This is a genomic window from Polaribacter sp. (assembly GCF_051251875.1).
In the GTDB taxonomy this organism is placed as follows: domain Bacteria; phylum Bacteroidota; class Bacteroidia; order Flavobacteriales; family Flavobacteriaceae; genus Polaribacter.
This window is the reverse complement of sequence record NZ_JBPOGL010000035.1, coordinates 14,552-34,027: the sequence shown is the minus strand read 5'-3', so window position 1 is coordinate 34,027 and position 19,476 is coordinate 14,552. Positions and strand designations below refer to the sequence as shown.

Sequence of the window (19,476 nt, the reverse complement as noted above, 5' to 3'; positions counted from 1 at the left end):
TTAGGGATTGCAGTGAAAAGCCCACAGGGAGGAACGACCGAGGACTTGCAACGTAAAGCCCGACCCTTTTTTGGGGAACGCCCTAATTAATAAATTCTATTTTTTACTTATTTTGTAGCTCTGTAGCCTTGCGCTCTAATTCTGCCTGAAACTCTTCCATAACAGGTTTTACAGTGCTTTCTGGTATGTCTGCAACTTTTATGTACATTAAACCATCTACAGCATTGTTAAATTTAGGATCTACATTAAATGCCACCAAACGTGCATTTTGTTTTACATATTTTTTAATCAAGACAGGAATTCTTAGTGCTCCTGGTTCTATTTCATCAATAATTTTATCGAACTTTTGCATGTCTGCTTTGGTAGCATCAAATACAAAATCTTTATCGCCGTCTTTTAATTTTACTTTATATTCTTTCTTTGGATAAATGTATTGTGCAATATATGGATCGTAATAATGAGATTTCATAAACTCAATCATTAATGATTTAGAAAAATCTGAAAACTGATTGCTAATAGAAACGCCACCCATTAAATATTTATATTCTGGATAACGCAATGTTACATGCACAATACCTTTCCATAATAAAAATAAAGGCATTGGTTTTTGTTGATATTCTTTTATGATAAAAGCACGTCCCATTTCTATGGTGTTTTCCATCATTTGATACAATTCTGGTTCTATCCTAAAAAGGGTTTGAATGTAAAATCCGTTAATGCCATGTTTTTTATAAATATCTTTTCCTAGTCCCATTCTATAAGAACCTACCAAACAATTGGCTTCTCTGTCCCACAAAAATAAGTGATAGTAATACTTATCATATTTATCTAAATCTATAGAATTATTGGTTCCTTCTCCTACTTCTCTAAAAGTAACTTCTCTTAACCTACCAATTTCATGTAATAAATTAGGCACCTCTTTTGCATTGGCAAAAAAGACTTCGTAATTTTTACTTTCTAACAATCTGCCATCTCCTTCTCTTAAGGCATTTACTTCTTTAATAAATAAATCGACACTTTTTTGGGAAGTAATTTTCTTAGCTCGTTTCTTAGGAATTTTTAAATTTTGTGTTGAAATTAATTTATGGGCTTTCTCAAAAGGATTTGCCAACATGTAGGTCTTCTTTCTTATGAATTCATAAAAAGCAGGAATTTCTTTATACTCATCTTGGTTTTCAACTGAAATAGGTTTTCCTATTCGTACCCTAATAACTCTACCACCTTGTGACACTGCTTCTGATGGTAATTTTGCGGTTCTTAAAGTGCCAGATATTTTTGATAAAAAATAAAAAAGACGACTATTTCTAGCATGAAAATAAATAGGAATTACAGGTACTTTTGCTTTTTTTATCAACCTAACAGCACCTTCTTCCCAAGGTTTATCAACATTTAATTTTCCGTCTTTATAGGTAGAAACTTCCCCTGCAGGAAAAATACCCAACGGTTTTCCTTCTTTTAAATGTAGCAATGCACTTTTTACACCGGCAAGACTAGATTTTGCATCCTTTCTATTTTCAAAAGGGTTTACAGGCATTACATACGGTTGTAAAGGCGCTATTCTATGTAACAAAAAATTACCAATTATTTTATAATCGGTTCTTTTTTCTATAAGTAGTTTTAGTAATAATACACCGTCTATTCCTCCTAAAGGATGATTAGAAATAGTAATAAATGAACCATCTTTAGGAATTCTTTTTAAATCTTCTTCAGGTATTTCAAACTTTATATTACAATCGTCTAAAACTCCGTTTAAAAATTCTAAATCGGTTTTATTTTTATTTTTTTCGTAAATTTTGTTGATAGCAGAAATACGTAAAATACGCATTAACAACCAACCTACAAAAGTTCCTAAAAAACCAAACTTCTGTAAACCAATTACTTGTGCAATCTCCTTAGAGGTAACTAATGACATATATTATAATTAGACGTACCCACAAAACTACTAAAAAATATGAAGCAAAAAGTATATTTTATTTTGAATGTAGATAAAAACACCTCAAAAGTTTTATTGCTGAAATCTGTTCTACAAATGAAACTTTTGAGGTCTAGAAATTAATAATTAATCTTATGCTTGAATAGTAAGCTTTAAACTCAATTCTTTTAATTGCCCCTCATCTAAAAATGCAGGAGCATCAATCATAACATCTCTACCAGCATTGTTTTTTGGAAATGCAATAAAATCACGAATTGTTTCTTGCCCCCCTAAAATAGCAACCAATCTGTCTAAACCAAAAGCCAAACCTCCATGAGGTGGTGCTCCGTATTCAAACGCATCCATTAAGAAACCAAATTGTGCTTTTGCATCTTCTTCAGAAAAACCTAAATGTTTTAACATGGTTGCTTGCATTTGTTTGTCGTGAATTCTTATGGAACCACCACCAATTTCGTTACCATTCAATACCAAATCGTACGCATTTGCTTTTACAGCTCCCGGATCTGTGTCTAACAATTCCATTTGCCCAGGTTTTGGCGAAGTAAAAGGATGATGCATTGCATGGTAATGTCCTGTTTCCTCATCCAATTCTAATAAAGGGAAATCTATTACCCAAAGAGGAGCAAATACCTTAGGATCTCTTAATCCTAAACGTTCTGCCAATTCCATACGCAAAGCAGACAATTGTGTTCTTACTTTATTTGTTTCACCTGATAACACACATATTAAATCTCCTGGTTTTGCGCCTGTTACTTCAGCCCATTTTGCTAAATCTTCTTGATCGTAGAATTTATCTACAGAAGATTTAAAAGATCCATCTTCGTTTACACGCGCATAAATCATTCCCAAAGCACCAATTTGCGGACGCTTAACCCACTTAATAATAGTATCTATTTCTTTTCTTGTGTAAGAATTTCCTCCAGGAACTGCGATACCAATTACCAATTCTGCAGAGTTAAAAACTCCAAAATCTTTATGTTGCGTAACTGCATTTAACTCGCCAAACTCCATTCCAAAACGGATGTCTGGTTTGTCATTTCCATACAAACGCATGGCATCATCATATAACATTCTTGGAAATTTTTCTACCTCAACATTATTCACTTCTTTAAGTAAGTGACGTGTTAATCCTTCAAAAATATTTAAGATATCTTCTTGCTCTACAAACGCCATTTCACAGTCAATCTGTGTAAATTCTGGTTGTCTGTCTGCACGTAAATCTTCATCTCTAAAACATTTTACAATCTGAAAATATTTATCCATTCCACCAACCATCAACAATTGTTTAAAGGTTTGTGGAGATTGAGGTAAGGCATAAAACTGACCTTCATTCATTCTACTTGGCACCACAAAATCTCTTGCACCTTCTGGTGTAGATTTAATTAAATAAGGAGTTTCAACTTCAATAAAGTCTTCATCAGAAAGATATTTACGAACTTCCATTGCCACTTTATGGCGAAAAATTAAACTGTCTTTTACAGGATTTCTTCTAATATCTAAATACCTGTATTTCATACGAATATCTTCTCCACCATCCGTTTTATCTTCAATGGTAAATGGTGGCGTAATAGAAGCATTTAAAATTTCTAATTTAGAAACCAAAACTTCCACGTCTCCTGTAGCCATTTTAGAATTCTTAGATTCTCTGTCAATTACAGTTCCAGTAACCTGAATCACAAACTCTCTTCCTAAAGATTTTGCTTTCTCCATCATTTCTTTTGGCGTACGTTCTTCATCAAAAATTAGCTGTGTAATTCCGTATCTATCACGTAAATCTACCCAAACCACAAACCCTTTATCACGACTTTTTTGTACCCAACCCGCTAAGGTTACCTCTGTATTTATATGCGATGCTCTTAAATCGCCACAAGAATGACTTCTATACATTTCTTTATTTTTATATTGCTATCTACCATTCTTTCAAACGTAGAAATATGGTTAATTGAAGCTGCAAAATTAATCATTTTCTAATTAATAGCGGTTTTTTGGGCGTTCATTTCTTATCAGAAATACCCCGCTTTCCGCACTCGCTTTTTTTATTCCGAAAAAGAATAAAAAAGAGCTCAAACAATTGCTGCAATCGGTAACGCAGAATCCGTACAATTCTCTTAAAATTCGTTATAAATAATCATTATAAATTTAACTAAAAAGTTAAAAGTATAGGAATAATTTAATGATTAAGTTTTATCTTTGAGATAGACAATTTAATATGAAGCCCTTCTACCTTTTTTGGTGTGTTTTAATTTTATCTTTTCCATTATTTTCTCAAAAAAAATCAATTGCAATAGATAGTGCTTTTCAAGTACTAAAAAATACGCCTAATTCTCAAAAAAAGGTAGACGATTTAATTATTCTTTACAAACAATCTATAAGACAAAGAGAGATTAATACAGACTTAGTTGAAGAGGCTTTAAAGATTTCTGAAAGCTTATTTTATATAAAAGGAATTGGTATTTGTTATGATAGAAAAGGATTAACCGCAAGATATGATCAAGATTATAGCAGTTCTATTACAAATCACAAAAGAGCATTATCTTATTTAAACCAAACTACAGACACATTATTAATTATTAAATGTCTTAATAATTTAGGCGTTACTTATAGAAAAGTAAACTTAGAAAAAGAAGCTTTTAATCACTATTTTAAAGCTTTAAAATTATCAGAAAAAACAAAAAACACACGTAGCCAATCTATTGCTTTAAATGGTATTGGTAATGTTTTTATAGATACAGAACAATACAATAAAGCTTTATATTATTTAAGAAAAGCAATTTTACTTGAAAAAGAATTAAAAAATAATAAAGGCCAAGAATATGGTTATGCCAATTTAGGCGAGATCTTTATTGAAAAACAAGCTTATGATTCTGCCTATTTTTATATTAATAAGTCATTAGATATTGCTATTAAACATCCTAGAAAAGAAGGGGTTTCAATTAAATATACACTTTTAGGTAAATTATATCAAAGAAAAGGAGATTATAAAAAATCGAACGAATTTTACTTTAAATCAATTCCGCAGTTAGAAAAATTTAGTAATACGCGTTATTTAAGTAAAAGTTATTTAAATATTGGTGTCAATCAACTTGAGTTAAACCAGTTTACAGAAGCAAAAAAATACATTGATAAAGGTTTAGAGAAAGCAAAAAATATTAACTCTAAAGAGAATATTTTATTAGGGTACAAAACATTAACTAATTATTACACCAAAACAAATCAATATAAAAAAGCATTAAATGCACAAAACCAGGTGTTGGTTTTTAAAGATAGTATTTTAAATGAAGCTTCATTAAAAAGTTTTATAAGTACAGAAATTGGTTATGAAACTTTTAAAAAAGATCTTAAAATTCAAACTTTAGCAATTGCAAAAAGTAATAGTGATAAAAAAGCAAAATCTAATTTTTGGCTTTTTATTGCAAGTGTTGTTGTTGGAGTTGTATCTGTTGTTGTTTTATTGATAATTTTATTTTTATTGAAAAGAAATAAAACATTAGAATTAGAACGAAAAAATACTCAGCTTAAAAATTACTTAATTCAGATTAATAAATTAAAAAATAACCCTGAAAAAAAAGGTAGTTTCCCTAAAAATGAGCTAAAAGAGTTTCAATTATCAAAAAGAGAAATAGAAGTACTAAAACACATTTCTAACGGACTTAGCAATGCCCAAATTGCAGAGAAAATGTTTGTTTCTAACAACACAATTAAAACTCATATCTCTCATATTTACACCAAATTAGATGTAAAAAACAGAGTACAAGCTATTCAAAAAATTTCTGCATAAAATTTCTTCATTTTTTCTAATTATCACCCTTTAGGGTGATAGAAATCACCTTTTTTTATGGTCGTTTTTGTTGATTATACTCATAACTTTGGAGTATAATTCAAAAACAAAATTAAAATGAAAAATTTAAAAAGAGTACTCGTTTTGTTGCTAACAGTTATACTATTTAACGTTTCTTGTTCTAGTGACGACACTCCAACCACAGATTTTTGTGAAAATTATATTGAAAATATTGAGGAAGGACTTCAAGATTATAGTAGTGCAGTAATGGCTCAATATAATAATCCTTCAGATGCAAATTGCGCGGCATTAAAAACTGAAATTCAAAGTATGATTACTACAATTGAAAGTGGAAAAGAATGCTTTTCAGATTCAGAAACGGAAAGTTATAATGAATTAATTGCAGAACTTAAAGAGCATTTAATTACAGCTTGCGATTAGCCAAATTTTGTAAATAATACAGAAACTCACTTTAACCAATTTATCATTCTCGGAAGTATTCCCCCGCGATTTCTAGGTTGATTTTAAAAACACACATATTATGAAAAGAAAACTACTTTTATTTCTAGCAATAATCTTTGGCTTAATAGTTAACGCACAAACAACAAGTATACCAGATGCAAACTTTGAACATTATTTAGAAACTCATAGTAAAGACAGATATATAGTAGCTGTTGGTGACGCTAATAGTATGGGAAATGGAATTGATGGAGATCATCTTGTAACCACTGCTAATATTAGTTCTGTAACTTATTTGAGAGTAGATGCACTAAATATTTCTGATTTAACAGGAATTGAAGACTTTACTTCATTAGAAAGTTTAAACTGTAGTGATAACCAACTTTCAAGCTTAGATACCTTTTCAAATACTGCTTTATTTAATTTAAGATGTGATAATAATCAAATAACAAACTTAGATGTTACAAACAATGTTTCTTTAACAGGAATGCATGTGCAAAATAATCTATTAACTGCATTAGATCTTTCAACAAACATCAATTTAGATTATATTTATTGTGATAATAATCAATTATCAACCTTAAATTTAGCACAAAACACCTCGTTTCTTAATTATATAAAATGTAATAAAAATGCACTAACTAATTTAGACACTTCTAAACTTACAGCTTTAGAATATTTATTTTGTGAAGAAAATGTAATTACCAACTTAGATTTTTCTCAAAATCCATTATTGGTAGAAGTAAATGCATCCGTAAATCAAATTTCAAGTATTGATATTTCTAAAAATACTGGTTTAGAAAAATTAGTATGTCAACAAAATAAATTAACAAATTTAGATGTAACTAAGAATACAGCTTTAAAACATTTAGAATGTTGGATGAATGAAATAGAAAGTATAGATGTATCTCAAAATACTAATTTAGAGCTTTTATATGTAAGTGATAACCCAATAACTAGTTTAGATGTAACTAAGAATACAGCTTTAAAAGACTTGGGTTTTGGTGGTTCATATACTTTTACAAGCAACATTTCTAGCATAGATATTTCTAACAATACACTGTTAACAAGTTTAGATTTTAATTTCACACAAATATCTGATATAGACGTTTCTAATCAGCCATATTTAGAAGTTTTATTTGTTAGATATAATCAATTAACAAATATTGATGTTTCTCAAAATCCTGTTTTAACAGATTTAGTTTGTAATGATAATCAACTTAGAACTTTAAATGTAAAAAATGGAAATAATACAAATTTTACAAGGTTTAATGCAGTCAATAATTCTTATTTAAGTTGTATTCAGGTAGACAATTCTAGTTGGAGTGCTGCAAACTGGAGAAGTATTAATGGACAAGAAACTTTTGGCGATAATTGTCATTATTTTCAAACCTATGTGCCAGACAATAATTTTGAGCAAGCCTTAATAGATTTAGGTTATGACACAGGTTCTTTAGATGATTATGTGTCAACAAGTAATATAAATACAGTTAAAAGTTTAGAAGTAATTGATAAAAATATAGCAGATTTAACGGGTTAAAAAGATTTTGATGCATTGTCTTATTTTGATTGTTCATACAATGCTTTAACAAGTTTATCAACTATCAGTAATGAAGAATTGGGCGTATTACGCTGCAATAATAATGTGCTTACAAGTTTAGATATTAATGGAAATGTTAATTTAACACAACTGTATTGTGGAGATAATAATTTAACTTCTTTAGATTATTTATACAATGCACCATATTTAAACTTTCTTAGTATAGAAAATAACCAAATAGCTACTTTAGATATAAGCGCAAACCAAGAGCTTTTAAATTTATTTGTAGATGGAAATGGTTTGTCATCCTTAGATGTAACTAATAATTCTAAACTAACGGTAATAAGTGCAAATAATAATCAATTACAAAGTTTAGATGTTTCTAACAACCCAGATCTTTTCTATTTATACTTAAGTATTAATCAATTATCGGAATTAGATGTTTCTAATAACCCAGATGTATCAAGACTGCTTGTTAGAAGTAATCTTTTAACCAATTTAGATCTTAGAAATGGTAACAACACCAAAATTTCTAACGGAACTTTTAATACCATAAACAACCCAAATCTTAGCTGTATTTATGTAGATAATGTTGCTTGGAGTGCAACAAACTGGACAAATATAGATGATACTTCACATTTTGTTGCAGATGAAGCAGAATGTACCACTTTATCGGTAGCAAACTATGAATTTAACGGACTTAAAATAATATCAAATCCAACATCAGAGTACATTAAACTATCTATAGAAGAAGAAGCAAATTTTGTTCTAATAGATTTAAACGGGAAAATTTTAAGAAAAGGAAAATTAACTGTTGGAAATAACGCAATACCTGTTTCTAGTATTTCAAAAGGGTTATGCCTTTTAAAAATTACAAATACTAGAAACAGTAGCTTTAAAAAAATCATTATTCAATAATTCTCTTAGGAGATTAAAACGATACAAAATGAAAACAGCAAAAAGAAAAAAGAGCACTCAAATAATTTTAAAAACACTGTTAACCTTGTGTATGCTAATAGCAATACCACAAGATAGTAATGCACAATTTTTTAAAAAGTTAAAAGAAAAAGCGAAAAAGAAAATTGAGCAGGAAGCAGAAAAACGTGCAGAACGTCGTATGAATAAAAAAATTGACAAAGAATTTGATAAAGCTGAAGACGTTTTAGACGGAAAGAAAAAAGAAAAAAATAAAGATAGTAAAGAGGGAAATAGCAAGAAAAATGAAAAAGGTGGAAATAATTCAGAATCTATAAATTCTGATGAAGCCAATGCAAAATCAAACAAAACTACTGTAGAATGGAGTAAGTTTGATTTTGTGCCTGGTGATGAAGTTATTTTTGAAGATGGTCCAAGTACCAATGAAGAAAATGGAGAATTTCCAAGCCGTTGGGATGCTGCCAAAGGAAATGCTGAAATTGTAACTGTTGACGGAGAACCAGCGATTGTAATCCCTCAAAGAATGAGCGTTATTGTTCCCTACCTAAAAAACTCTAACGAAGATTATTTACCAGAAGTTTTTACCGTAGAATTTGACTGTTACTTTAAATCAGATGAACCTTCAACATCGTACATTATACATCTTTACGACCAAAAAAACCAAAGCAAGATATTAGCGAGTAGTAGTAATAAAGATAATTATCGTTTTAAAATTGACGAAGATGATATTTATGAATATAGCAATGGAACAAACTATAAATATAACGGTGAAAATGTTTTTAATAAAGGAGATGATGGTATTTGGAGACATATTTCGGTAGCGTTTACCAAAGGAAAACTAAAAATATATATGGATGAAGTTCGCTTATTGAACATACCACACTATCCTGAAAATCCACTTGGAGTATCTATCGAAACAATGAGTAATCATGACAAAGACTTAAGGTTGATAAAAAATTTCCGTATAGCAAAAGGTGGGGTAAAATACTACGACCGTGTACTTTCTGAAGGGAAAATTATTGTAAACGGAATTAAGTTCGATGTAAATAAGGCAACTTTAAAAGCAGAAAGTATGGGTCCAATTAATGAAATTTTTGAGTTAATGACCAAAAATCCATCAATCAATTTTAGTGTAGAAGGGCATACAGATAGTGATGGAGGAGAAGCAGCTAACATGACATTATCTATAGAAAGAGGAGAAGCTGTGATGCACAAATTAGTTGCTATGGGAATTGCTGCAAACCGATTAAAATCTAATGGCTTTGGAGAATCTAAACCTATAGATAATAATAGTTCTCCAGAAGGAAAAGCAAATAACCGTAGAGTTGAATTTGTTAAGTTTTGAGTTGATTTTTAAGCCTAATAGGTATAAAAGTCTGATAGGTTTTTAAACGTAAACCGTAACAAGTAAAACTCTTAATAATAAATTAAACAATCATGAAAAAGTTAAGATTAGTATTCGCAATTGCAATTATTTCAATAGTTGCGTTATCAACAAATCAATTAAAAGCACAAGAATCTAAAATTTTAGCAGGAGGTGGTGTTGCGTACGCAACCGAAATAAATTCTGCTGCAGTTTTTGTAAAAGGAGTGTATCAAATTAATGATAAATGGGAAGGCGCACTTGAAATTATTTATTTTTTTCCAAAAGGAGAAGGAGATTAACATACTTACAAAGCTTATAAAAATTAACGTACTACTAAAGTTCAAATTGTGGGGAAATTCTAAATTTTTAGATGAATAAGAATACATAAAAAAAGGAAACAAGTAGTACCAGAAGTATCAGATGAAAACATATATACAGCTTCTAGAAAGATGAAGTTGTTACCAGAAAACTAAAATAATTATTAATTTAAAACCTTTATTATTATGGCACTTACTATAAAACACAAACCGGTAAATAAGATGTATAAAGTCTCAAAAATGAGACCAAAACAACTAAAATTAAAAAGTAAATCAGCGTCATTAAAAACAAAAGTTGCTCCAAAATTGACGCAAAATCTTGGACGTTTAACTAAAAAACAAATAAGTTTCTTAAATGAGGTAGAGAATTCTCAGCCACAACCAGAGAATACTGATTTACTACCCGGACTACATTTCTTAGGATGTGGTTACAACATTTTTGGTTCGTACGCAGATGAAAGCGCAATTTTAGAACGTTTAATTGATCCTAACAAAATAAAACAATGGGGCACAACACCACAAGGCGGTATTACTTATGCACATTGGCCTTTTGTAAAGTTTATGAAAAAATCTAAAGCACTTTCTGAAACTTTTAGCGGTAAAACTTTAGATAGTATGTGTAAAGAAATAACAAAAAAAGCAGGATTGTCTGGCTCTTATTGTGGATTTCAAGGTTCAGTAAATTTAGATACTTACAGATCTGTTTCTAAAAGTTACTACCACGAGTGGTTTAGAAAGTTATCAATAATACAAAAATGGCAACTTACCTTAGATACACCTACTCGAATACGACAATACCTTTACACAGATGTTGCAAATGCCATTAACAATTGGGATCCAATTAAACTTTTTGAAAAATATGGACTCTATTTTACCGATGGCGTTATTTTAGGAGGACGATTTAGTTATACTTCTGCCATTGATACGTATGAGTGGGCTTCAAAAGATGAAATGAATTTAGCCGTTAAAGCCAGCTATCTTTCATTTGTTAGTGCATCTGCAAGTATTTCTAGTGCTACTACAAAAAATAAATACGAATCTAGTTCTGAAATTGAAATAGAAACTGTTGGAGGAGATAATTTAATTGGAGGTGATAGTATTTCAAACCGTCAATCCTATTTAAATTGGAGAAAATCGGTTACAGATGAAGATATTACACTTATCGATTTTCCTAATAATCGAGGCTTAACAGGAATTTGGGAATTAGCTAGTTCTTATAATAGAAGATCTTTTCTTCATCAAAAAGCCTATGAATACGGAAAACAAATGGAAAACAAATATGGATACAGTCCATTAGGAGCAAAAAAACTAGTTAATTATGTTATTAAAATAAAAACTGGAAACTCTAAATACGATGATACAGATGCAAAAGTTTTAGCTCGTTTAACAGGGGTAGATAGATTAGGAATAAGACGTGTTGGTATGTGGGAAAATTTAGATACCGTTAAAGACGATAGAGAAAGAGGGCATACAGATGAACATCATATAGATAAACACGAAGACTTGGGAGAATTAAAATACATAGAACTTTATCATACAGAAAAAAAAGATGCATGGGTTTGTGAATGGGTAGAGGTTAAGAACAATACCAATGGAAAAACGTATGCAGCTAGGGTTAATAAAAAATTCATAAACAATATGTCAAGAATATTGCTAACTGAAGAGTAATTTTAAGTTAAAACTCGCTTAAATAAAATGTTTAAGCGAGTTTAATAAACAAAAATATAGATACTATGAAAAATTTAAGCATTTTAATCGCAATATTAACCGTAACCATAGCTTGCAATAGAAACAGTACTAAATCTGCTAATAATTTATCAATTAAAACAGAACAACAAGAACCAAAATTAAAACGATACGAAGTAAAAACAGGTGCCGTTAAGTACAAGTTAAGTATAACTGGTAGTGTTTTGGGAAGTGAAATTCTAGGGAGCGGAACTGAAAATTTGTATTTTAAAGATTGGGGAAATATAGAACTTGTAGAAGAAAAATCTACAAGAACAACAAATACAACTATTTTTGGTAAAAAAAATACAGACATCTCTACCACACATACAATGTCTAAATTAAATAACGGAGAAAGTTACCAGGTAGATTTTAACAGAAAACAAATTTTTTTACGACGTGATATGGCAATGGAACTAAATAAAAAGTTTGCAAATGGAGCCGTACATAAAACAGGAAAAAAAATGTTAGAAGAAGTTGGTGGTAAGCTAATTGGCAACCAAAATTTTTTAGGCTATGATTGTGAACTTTGGGATGTACACGGAGCTAAACAACTAATGTATAAAGGCATTGTATTAAAGTTAGAAATGACTATAATGGGAGTTAAAACGGTTAAAGAAGCCGTAAGTATACAATTAAACGCAAATGTTGCAGATAGTAATTTTAAGCTGCCAGATTTCCCTATTATTAAAGAAGAAGGTTTTATGGATAATGAAGAATATGAAGATGAGGTAGAGAATATGGATGCCAAAATGGAGAAACTTAGTAAAATGTCTTTTACTGAATGGAAAAAAATGGCTTTGACGGATAAGGATAATGAAGACATACAACAAATGAGTGAAGAAGAGTTGCAACAGACCTACGAAATGATGCAAAAAGTAATAAGAATGCAACAGAAAAAATAAATTTTAAAAACGAGAATCTTATAAAAAAGAAAATAATTGTAATTATTATCATTGGTTTGTTGCTTTTCTATAAACGCTCAAAAATCTAAAATTATTGGAAGTTGGTTGATCACAAAAGTTGAAACACCTAATAAAAAGCAAAAACCATAGGGGGTTAAAGAGTTTGTTAAAGGTGGAAAAATGTTGATGATGGGAATGGAGTTTGCTAAAAGGTCAGAATGAAATTGAGTTAAAATCTGATATAGAAAAAGACTTTAATGGTGTCAATAAAATTTTAAGCTTTACAGATAAAGAACTGGTACTTGAAAAAAAAGGGGTAAAAGTAACTTACTTAAAACTCGATTTGATAAAATAGCCAAAGAAAATGCAACATCAAACTTAATGGGAGAATGAAAAACAGAAAATGAGTTTGATAAAATGCAATTGTTAAAAATAGAACTTCCAGATACTTTTACACTCACCCAAATTTCTTTTGGAGGTAGCGCAACTTCAAACTATAAAAGTACTTGGATTTATAAAGCGAAAGAATAATCTGTTTTGTTTATGGGGTAGTCAAAATTATTGAAAGGAAAAAGTATGATAAAAGAGCTTTCTGAAAACAAATTTATATTCGAAAAAGAGCACGTAAAATTGGTTGCTAAAAAAGAAACTTCATCAACAGATATTGAACTTTTAATATTGCTGATTTTCCTAACCGACAAGGCAATACTTCTCCTTAGACAAATTTTAATGCTTTATTAAAAGGACTAGAAAATGTTACTTATTTAAAGTATAAAGAACATACATTAACACCCGTACAATTAGTTTTAAAGTAAGCACTTTATTATCTAAAATAAACTTAGATATAGAAAGAAAAAGTATTAGTCTAGCTAATTTAAGTGTTTCTAATAAAGATACTACGCAATACTCAGAAAGTTATAAAGGAGGATTGTTAAGTAGGTCTAACGACTTTTTACCACAAAAAGAATTAGGTACATATAGAATTGTAAAAATAGAAAAGATTAAAGTACCTGCAGGAGAATTAAATGTAAGGTAATTGAAGGGTTTGATAGTGAAACAAAGTTTAAATTTTGGATGATCATTGACAAATCAGGTGCAAATACTGAAATAATTTGTGAAGATGTAGATATTTTTAATCATAAAAAGTATTCGATAACGGAATTAGAAGAAATAAAATAATGGCAAAAAAAGGCACTCGTATTTATTAAAAAAGAATACTATTTTTATCAATTCATTTACCAAACTTACAAAAGAATTTTACACAATTCTTTTGTAAGTTTGTGCTTATGAGCGTAATTAATCTTCAAGAGAAATTAAATTTATTTTCAGATCATTGGTCTCCTAAAAAAATAGGTGAACTAAATGGCCAACAGATCTTATTAGCAAAACTAAAAGGTGAGTTTGTTTTTCATAAACATGATAATGAAGATGAACTTTTTATGGTGATAAAAGGCAGTCTAAATATTGAATTACGCAATAAAACAATTACTTTAACCGAAGGTGAATTTTATGTTGTACCAAAAGGAGTAGAACATAAGCCAATTGCAAAAGAAGAAGTTCATGTTTTATTATTTGAGCCACTTTCTATTAAACATACAGGAGATATTATTGCTGATATTACAGTAGAAACCTATGAATCAATTTAACAATGAACAATTATCAACATTACAGCACACTAATAATTGATAATTGATAACTGCTAACTGACAACTGAAATAAAATGAGTAAATTATATTTAGTACCCACACCAATAGGCAATTTAGAAGACATGACTTTTAGAGCCATTAGAATTCTAAAAGAAGTCGATTTTATTTTAGCAGAAGACACACGGACAAGCGGAAAACTCTTAAAACATTTTGAGATTGCTACACAAATGCACAGTCATCACATGCATAATGAGCATAAATCTGTAAAAGGAATTGTGCAAAGAATACAAAACGGAGAAACCTGTGCGTTAATTTCAGATGCCGGAACTCCTGCCATTTCAGATCCTGGTTTTTTATTAACCAGAGCCTGTGTAGAAAGTAATATTGAGGTAGATTGTTTACCTGGCGCAACTGCTTTTGTACCAGCCTTGGTAAACTCTGGTTTGCCAAATGATAAGTTTGTTTTTGAAGGTTTTTTACCCGTAAAAAAAGGAAGACAAACTCGTTTTTTATTATTAGCAGAAGAAAAAAGAACGATGATTTTTTATGAATCTCCTCATAAATTAGTAAAAACATTAGGGCATTTTGTAGAATATTTTGGAGCAGACAGACAAGTTTCTGTTTCTAGAGAACTCACAAAAATGTTTGAAGAAACCATTAGAGGAACAGCCACTGAAGTCTTAGCTCATTATTCAGCAAAACCTCCAAAAGGAGAAATTGTGGTGATTGTGGAAGGGAAGAAATAATAGGTTATAATGTTATAATTGATCAATTTAAAAATGTAACAATGTCATACTTAGCTTGTCGAAGCATAAATTAGGCACACATTTAGATGAAAAAAAGGTCTTCGACAAGCTCAGACTGACATCCGTTTTTTTTTCATTGGTATTAGGAGAGTGTATAAAATTTTCGAATAACCATTGGAAATACTACCATAGATTTGTTAGCTCATTATTCAGCAAAACCTCCAAAAGGAGAAATTGTGGTGATTGTGGAAGGGAAAAAATAATAGATTAATGTAATAATTGATCAATTTAAAAATGTAACAATGTCATGCTGAGCTTGTCGAAGCATAAATTAGGCACACATTTAGATGGAAAAAAAGGTCTTCGACAAGCTCAGACTGACATCCGTTTTTTTTCATTGGTATTAGAAGGATGTATACAATTTTCGAATAAACCATTGGAAATACTACCATAGATTTGTTAGCTCATTATTCAGCAAAACCTCCAAAAAGAGAAATTGTGGTAATTGTGGAAGGGAAGAAATAATAGGTTATAATGTAATAATTGATCAATTTAAAAATGTAACAATGTCTTGCTGAGCTTGTCGAAGCATAAATTAGGCACACATTTAGATTCAAAAAAAGGTCTTCGACAAGCTCAGACTGACATCTGTTTTTTTTCATTGGTATTAGGAGAATGTATAAGATTTTCGAATAACCATTGGAAATACTACCATAGATTTATTAGCTCATTATTCAGCAAAACCTCCAAAAGGAGAAATTGTGGTAATTGTGGTAATTGTGGAAGGGAAGAAATAATAGGTTATAATGTAATAATTGATCAATTTAAAAATGTAACAATGTCATACTTAGCTTGTCGAATCATAAATTAGGCACACATTTAGATTCAAAAAAAGGTCTTCGACAAGCTCAGACTGACATCCGTTTTTTTTCATTTGTATTAGGAGAATGTATAAAATTTTCGAATAACCATTGGAAATACTACCATAGATTTGTTAGCTCATTATTCAGCAAAACCTCCAAAAGGAGAAATTGTGGTAATTGTGGAAGGGAAAAAATAATAGATTAATGTAATAATTGATCCATTTAAAAATGTAACAACGTCATACTTAGCTTGTCGAAGCATAAATTAGGCACACATTTAGATGAAAAAAAAGGTCTTCGACAAGCTCAGACTGACATCCGTTTTTTTTCATTGGTATTAGGAGAATTTATCAAAATTAGTAAAATTACTACCTCAGAAGTTTTAGCGATTTATACATCAATACCACCAAAAGGTGAAATTGTTGTAGTTGTGGTTGAAGGGAAAAAGTGATTAATGAACTAATTTTTCATTTTTAAAATGTAACAATGTTGGTTTGAGCGTAGATGAGAATTATTTCTTTTCAATATTATTATTTGATAAAAAATGAAAAAAACTTTTTATCAAATAAAGTAGACAAAAATTCTGCTTTTTATAAATTATTTGCAATTCAATAACAATTCAAATTAAAATATTGTTTTTTATTATAAACAATATTTCATATAATTGTTTTCTTAAATAAACATTTTTTAAAATTTTTGTTCTAAAAACTTAACATTTTTTTGTATTTTTGTTTATGACAATAAACAATTATGCAAAGATTATTTAAACTTCAGGAGTTTTTATTAAGTAATACATCTTCTTATAAGAGATATTTATCAGAAAAAATAGACTGGTCTAACAGATTAATTGCCATAAAAGGCGCAAGAGGTTCAGGAAAAACGACAATTTTATTACAACAAGTAAAATTCAATTTATCAGAAAAAGACGTTGCTTTATACACTTCTTTAGATAACATCTTTTTTCTAGAAAATAATTTAGTGGATTTAGCAGAAGAATTTGTTTTGCAAGGAGGCACACATTTATTTTTAGATGAAGTACATAAATACCCAAATTGGTCCAGAGAAATAAAGCTGATTTATGACCAATTTCCGAAGTTAAAAACTGTTTTTACATCTTCTTCTATGTTAGAAATTTACAAAGGAGAATCAGATTTAAGTAGAAGAGCTGTTTCTTACTTCTTAAAAGAATTGTCTTTTAGAGAATTTTTATATTTTGATAAAAAAATAATTTTACCAACATTTTCACTAGAAGAAATTTTAAAAAATCATGTAACAATTGCAAGAGAAATAAATACTACTTTAAAAACGCCAATAAAAGAATTTAAAAGTTATTTAAAGTATGGAAACTATCCTTATTTTTTAGAAAACAAAGAAAGTTACTTATTCAAATTAACACAAACCATTCAATTAATTTTAGAATCTGATTTAAGTGCTATTGAAAATATTTCTTATGATGATAGTAGAAAAATTAAGAAATTATTAATCGCCATTGCACAAAGTGTTCCGTTTACACCAAATATTTCTAAATTGAGTGAACGTTTAGGAATGTCTCGTGTGTTTTTAATAAATGCCATAAAATTACTAAACAGAGCAGATTTAGTGCTAGAACTTTATAAAACAACAAAAGGAGTTGGTGCATTAACAAAACCAGAAAAACTGTATTTGAATAACACCAATTTAATTTATGCTTTAGCACCAAAACAAGCAGAAATTGGCACGTTAAGAGAAACTTTTTTTGCAAACCAAATGAAACATATTCACGAAATTCATTTAGCAGAAAAAGGAGATTTTATCATCAACAAAAAATATACTTTTGAAATTGGCGGTAAAAATAAACCAACAAAACAAATTAAAGGAATTGAAAATGGTTTTGTGGTTAGAGATGATATGGAAGTTGGTGGTTTAAATATAATTCCTTTATATTTATTTGGATTTATGTATTAAGTTTGTTGCTTTAAATGAAGCTTTTCAATTGTAATTAAATATATTAAATGACGCTAAATCAATTCAAAACCAAATTAAAAGCAAACCCAACATCAATTAAATTTGCAGAAACCATGCAAGTAATTGAGGGTAACTACAATTTTACTCCAACTACTTTTACAAATGGAGATATCAAAAACAAAGCAGGAGAAAATTCTGGTTCTTGTAAATTATTTGCTTTTGCAATACTTCAAAAATTAACAAAAGAAGAAACTTTATTTTGTTTTGGTGAACATTATAAAAGTGTTTTGGAGGATAAAAACGGTTCTTCTCATCAAAATATTAGAAACTTTATGAAGTCTGGTTTCGATGGTTTGTCTTTTGAAGATGAAGCTTTAGAATTGAAATAATAAACTTGTTTTAGAATCTGTTTGTCATTTCGAAATGAGTTTTTTTTCGATTGAGAAATCTCATCTAGACCAAAGAAATATTTCTATTTATTCTTCGTTCAGAATAACATTCAGGTTGTCATTTCGAAATGAGTTTTTTTTGCGATTGAGAAATCTCACTTTTAATTTTTTTACTAATAATGGAATTTTTATCAGAATTATAAAAAATGAAAAAGCCTCATCAAATAGATCAGGCTTTCATAAATTGCAATTGTATTGTCTAATACTTAGAACCATCATGTTTGCCAACTTCAAAACCATGTTTTCCTAAAAACTGATTTCCACTTTCAATAGCATCTTCTTCTAAAGAAGTTCCCATAGAATCATTCCATCTGTTTAAGTATCCGAAGAGAGAAATAACACCTAACATTTCTACAATTTCACCTTCATCCCAATACTTATACAATTCAGCCTTTATTTCTGCGTTTACCGCATTTGGCACCATAGAAGCCGCCAAAGAGAAATCTAAAGCCGCTCTTTCCGCATCAGAAAAAGCTTTGTGCGTTTTGTACTCCCAAATATTATCTAACTGTTCTTGTTCTGCTCCGTAACGTTCTGCTGCTCTAATAGCATGTGCCTGACAATATCTACAACCAGTAGCGTTACTAGAAACCCAAGCAATCATTCTTTTTAATGCAGATGTTACCCTGCCTTCATTGGCCATAACCGCTTTGTTCAAATTGATAAAAGCCTTAGAAATTGCTGGTCTGCGTTGCATTGTTAAAACTGAATTAGGACAAAACCCTAATGTTTCATTAAAAAATAACGCTAATTCTTTTGTTTCTAAATCGTGTTCTGCACTTAAAGGTGTTACTAATGCCATATTTTCTATTTTTATTACAGACTACAACAATTACCTCATTCACAGAGAATAACCAATAGTAGTTTAT

General features: G+C 29.6%; 16 protein-coding genes. 13 read left to right on the top strand and 3 right to left on the bottom strand.

Annotated elements, in window-relative coordinates:
- Window positions 1-103: 103 nt before the first annotated feature.
- Window positions 104-1,912 carry a GNAT family N-acyltransferase gene (locus ACSHW5_RS14015; RefSeq protein WP_435676770.1) on the bottom strand — a complete coding sequence of 603 codons (1,809 nt, stop codon included), beginning with the start codon at window positions 1,910-1,912 and terminating at the stop codon, window positions 104-106.
- Between the two features lie 153 nt (window positions 1,913-2,065).
- Window positions 2,066-3,820: an aspartate--tRNA ligase gene (gene aspS / locus ACSHW5_RS14010; protein WP_435676769.1), complete on the bottom strand. Its 1,755-nt coding sequence runs from the start codon at window positions 3,818-3,820 to the stop codon at window positions 2,066-2,068.
- A gap of 322 nt (window positions 3,821-4,142) precedes the next feature.
- Between aspS and ACSHW5_RS14005 the strand changes: the two genes are divergently transcribed.
- The 13 genes from ACSHW5_RS14005 to ACSHW5_RS13945 all read left to right on the top strand — a co-directional run bounded on the left by ACSHW5_RS14005 (window position 4,143) and on the right by ACSHW5_RS13945 (window position 18,547).
- Window positions 4,143-5,711, top strand: coding sequence for a LuxR C-terminal-related transcriptional regulator (locus tag ACSHW5_RS14005; RefSeq protein WP_435676768.1), 1,569 nt, complete (start codon window positions 4,143-4,145; stop codon window positions 5,709-5,711).
- Between the two features lie 117 nt (window positions 5,712-5,828).
- Window positions 5,829-6,152, top strand: a complete 324-nt coding sequence (locus tag ACSHW5_RS14000) for a hypothetical protein (protein WP_435676767.1) — start codon at window positions 5,829-5,831, stop codon at window positions 6,150-6,152.
- Between the two features lie 100 nt (window positions 6,153-6,252).
- The gene (locus ACSHW5_RS13995) at window positions 6,253-7,710 is read left to right on the top strand and encodes a leucine-rich repeat domain-containing protein (protein ID WP_435676766.1); all 1,458 of its coding nucleotides are present in this window, start codon (window positions 6,253-6,255) and stop codon (window positions 7,708-7,710) included.
- Window positions 7,711-7,725: 15 nt separating this feature from the next.
- Window positions 7,726-8,628, top strand: coding sequence for a T9SS type A sorting domain-containing protein (locus tag ACSHW5_RS13990; protein WP_435676765.1), 903 nt, complete (start codon window positions 7,726-7,728; stop codon window positions 8,626-8,628).
- 28 nt (window positions 8,629-8,656) lie between these two features.
- Entirely contained in the window at window positions 8,657-9,991 is a 1,335-nt protein-coding gene (locus ACSHW5_RS13985; protein WP_435676764.1) for an OmpA family protein, read from the top strand.
- A gap of 92 nt (window positions 9,992-10,083) precedes the next feature.
- Complete coding sequence (locus ACSHW5_RS13980) at window positions 10,084-10,311, top strand: hypothetical protein (RefSeq protein WP_435676763.1); 228 nt, start codon at window positions 10,084-10,086, stop codon at window positions 10,309-10,311.
- Between the two features lie 204 nt (window positions 10,312-10,515).
- Window positions 10,516-11,997 carry a PLAT/LH2 domain-containing protein gene (locus ACSHW5_RS13975; RefSeq protein WP_435676762.1) on the top strand — a complete coding sequence of 494 codons (1,482 nt, stop codon included), beginning with the start codon at window positions 10,516-10,518 and terminating at the stop codon, window positions 11,995-11,997.
- A 65-nt stretch (window positions 11,998-12,062) separates the two neighbouring features.
- Complete coding sequence (locus tag ACSHW5_RS13970; protein ID WP_435676761.1) at window positions 12,063-12,959, top strand: hypothetical protein; 897 nt, start codon at window positions 12,063-12,065, stop codon at window positions 12,957-12,959.
- A 1,286-nt stretch (window positions 12,960-14,245) separates the two neighbouring features.
- Window positions 14,246-14,605 carry a cupin domain-containing protein gene (locus ACSHW5_RS13965; protein WP_435676760.1) on the top strand — a complete coding sequence of 120 codons (360 nt, stop codon included), beginning with the start codon at window positions 14,246-14,248 and terminating at the stop codon, window positions 14,603-14,605.
- A 74-nt stretch (window positions 14,606-14,679) separates the two neighbouring features.
- The gene (gene rsmI, locus ACSHW5_RS13960) at window positions 14,680-15,351 is read left to right on the top strand and encodes a 16S rRNA (cytidine(1402)-2'-O)-methyltransferase (protein ID WP_435676759.1); all 672 of its coding nucleotides are present in this window, start codon (window positions 14,680-14,682) and stop codon (window positions 15,349-15,351) included.
- A gap of 1,113 nt (window positions 15,352-16,464) precedes the next feature.
- On the top strand, window positions 16,465-16,665 hold the full coding sequence (locus tag ACSHW5_RS13955; protein ID WP_435676758.1) for a hypothetical protein: 201 nt from the start codon (window positions 16,465-16,467) through the stop codon (window positions 16,663-16,665).
- 299 nt (window positions 16,666-16,964) lie between these two features.
- Complete coding sequence (locus tag ACSHW5_RS13950) at window positions 16,965-18,158, top strand: ATP-binding protein (protein ID WP_435676757.1); 1,194 nt, start codon at window positions 16,965-16,967, stop codon at window positions 18,156-18,158.
- A 47-nt stretch (window positions 18,159-18,205) separates the two neighbouring features.
- Window positions 18,206-18,547: a HopJ type III effector protein gene (locus tag ACSHW5_RS13945; RefSeq protein WP_435676756.1), complete on the top strand. Its 342-nt coding sequence runs from the start codon at window positions 18,206-18,208 to the stop codon at window positions 18,545-18,547.
- Between the two features lie 259 nt (window positions 18,548-18,806).
- On the opposite strand, the gene ACSHW5_RS13940 is transcribed toward ACSHW5_RS13945, so the two are convergent.
- Window positions 18,807-19,409: a carboxymuconolactone decarboxylase family protein gene (locus tag ACSHW5_RS13940; RefSeq protein ID WP_435676755.1), complete on the bottom strand. Its 603-nt coding sequence runs from the start codon at window positions 19,407-19,409 to the stop codon at window positions 18,807-18,809.
- Between the last annotated feature and the right edge of the window lie 67 nt (window positions 19,410-19,476).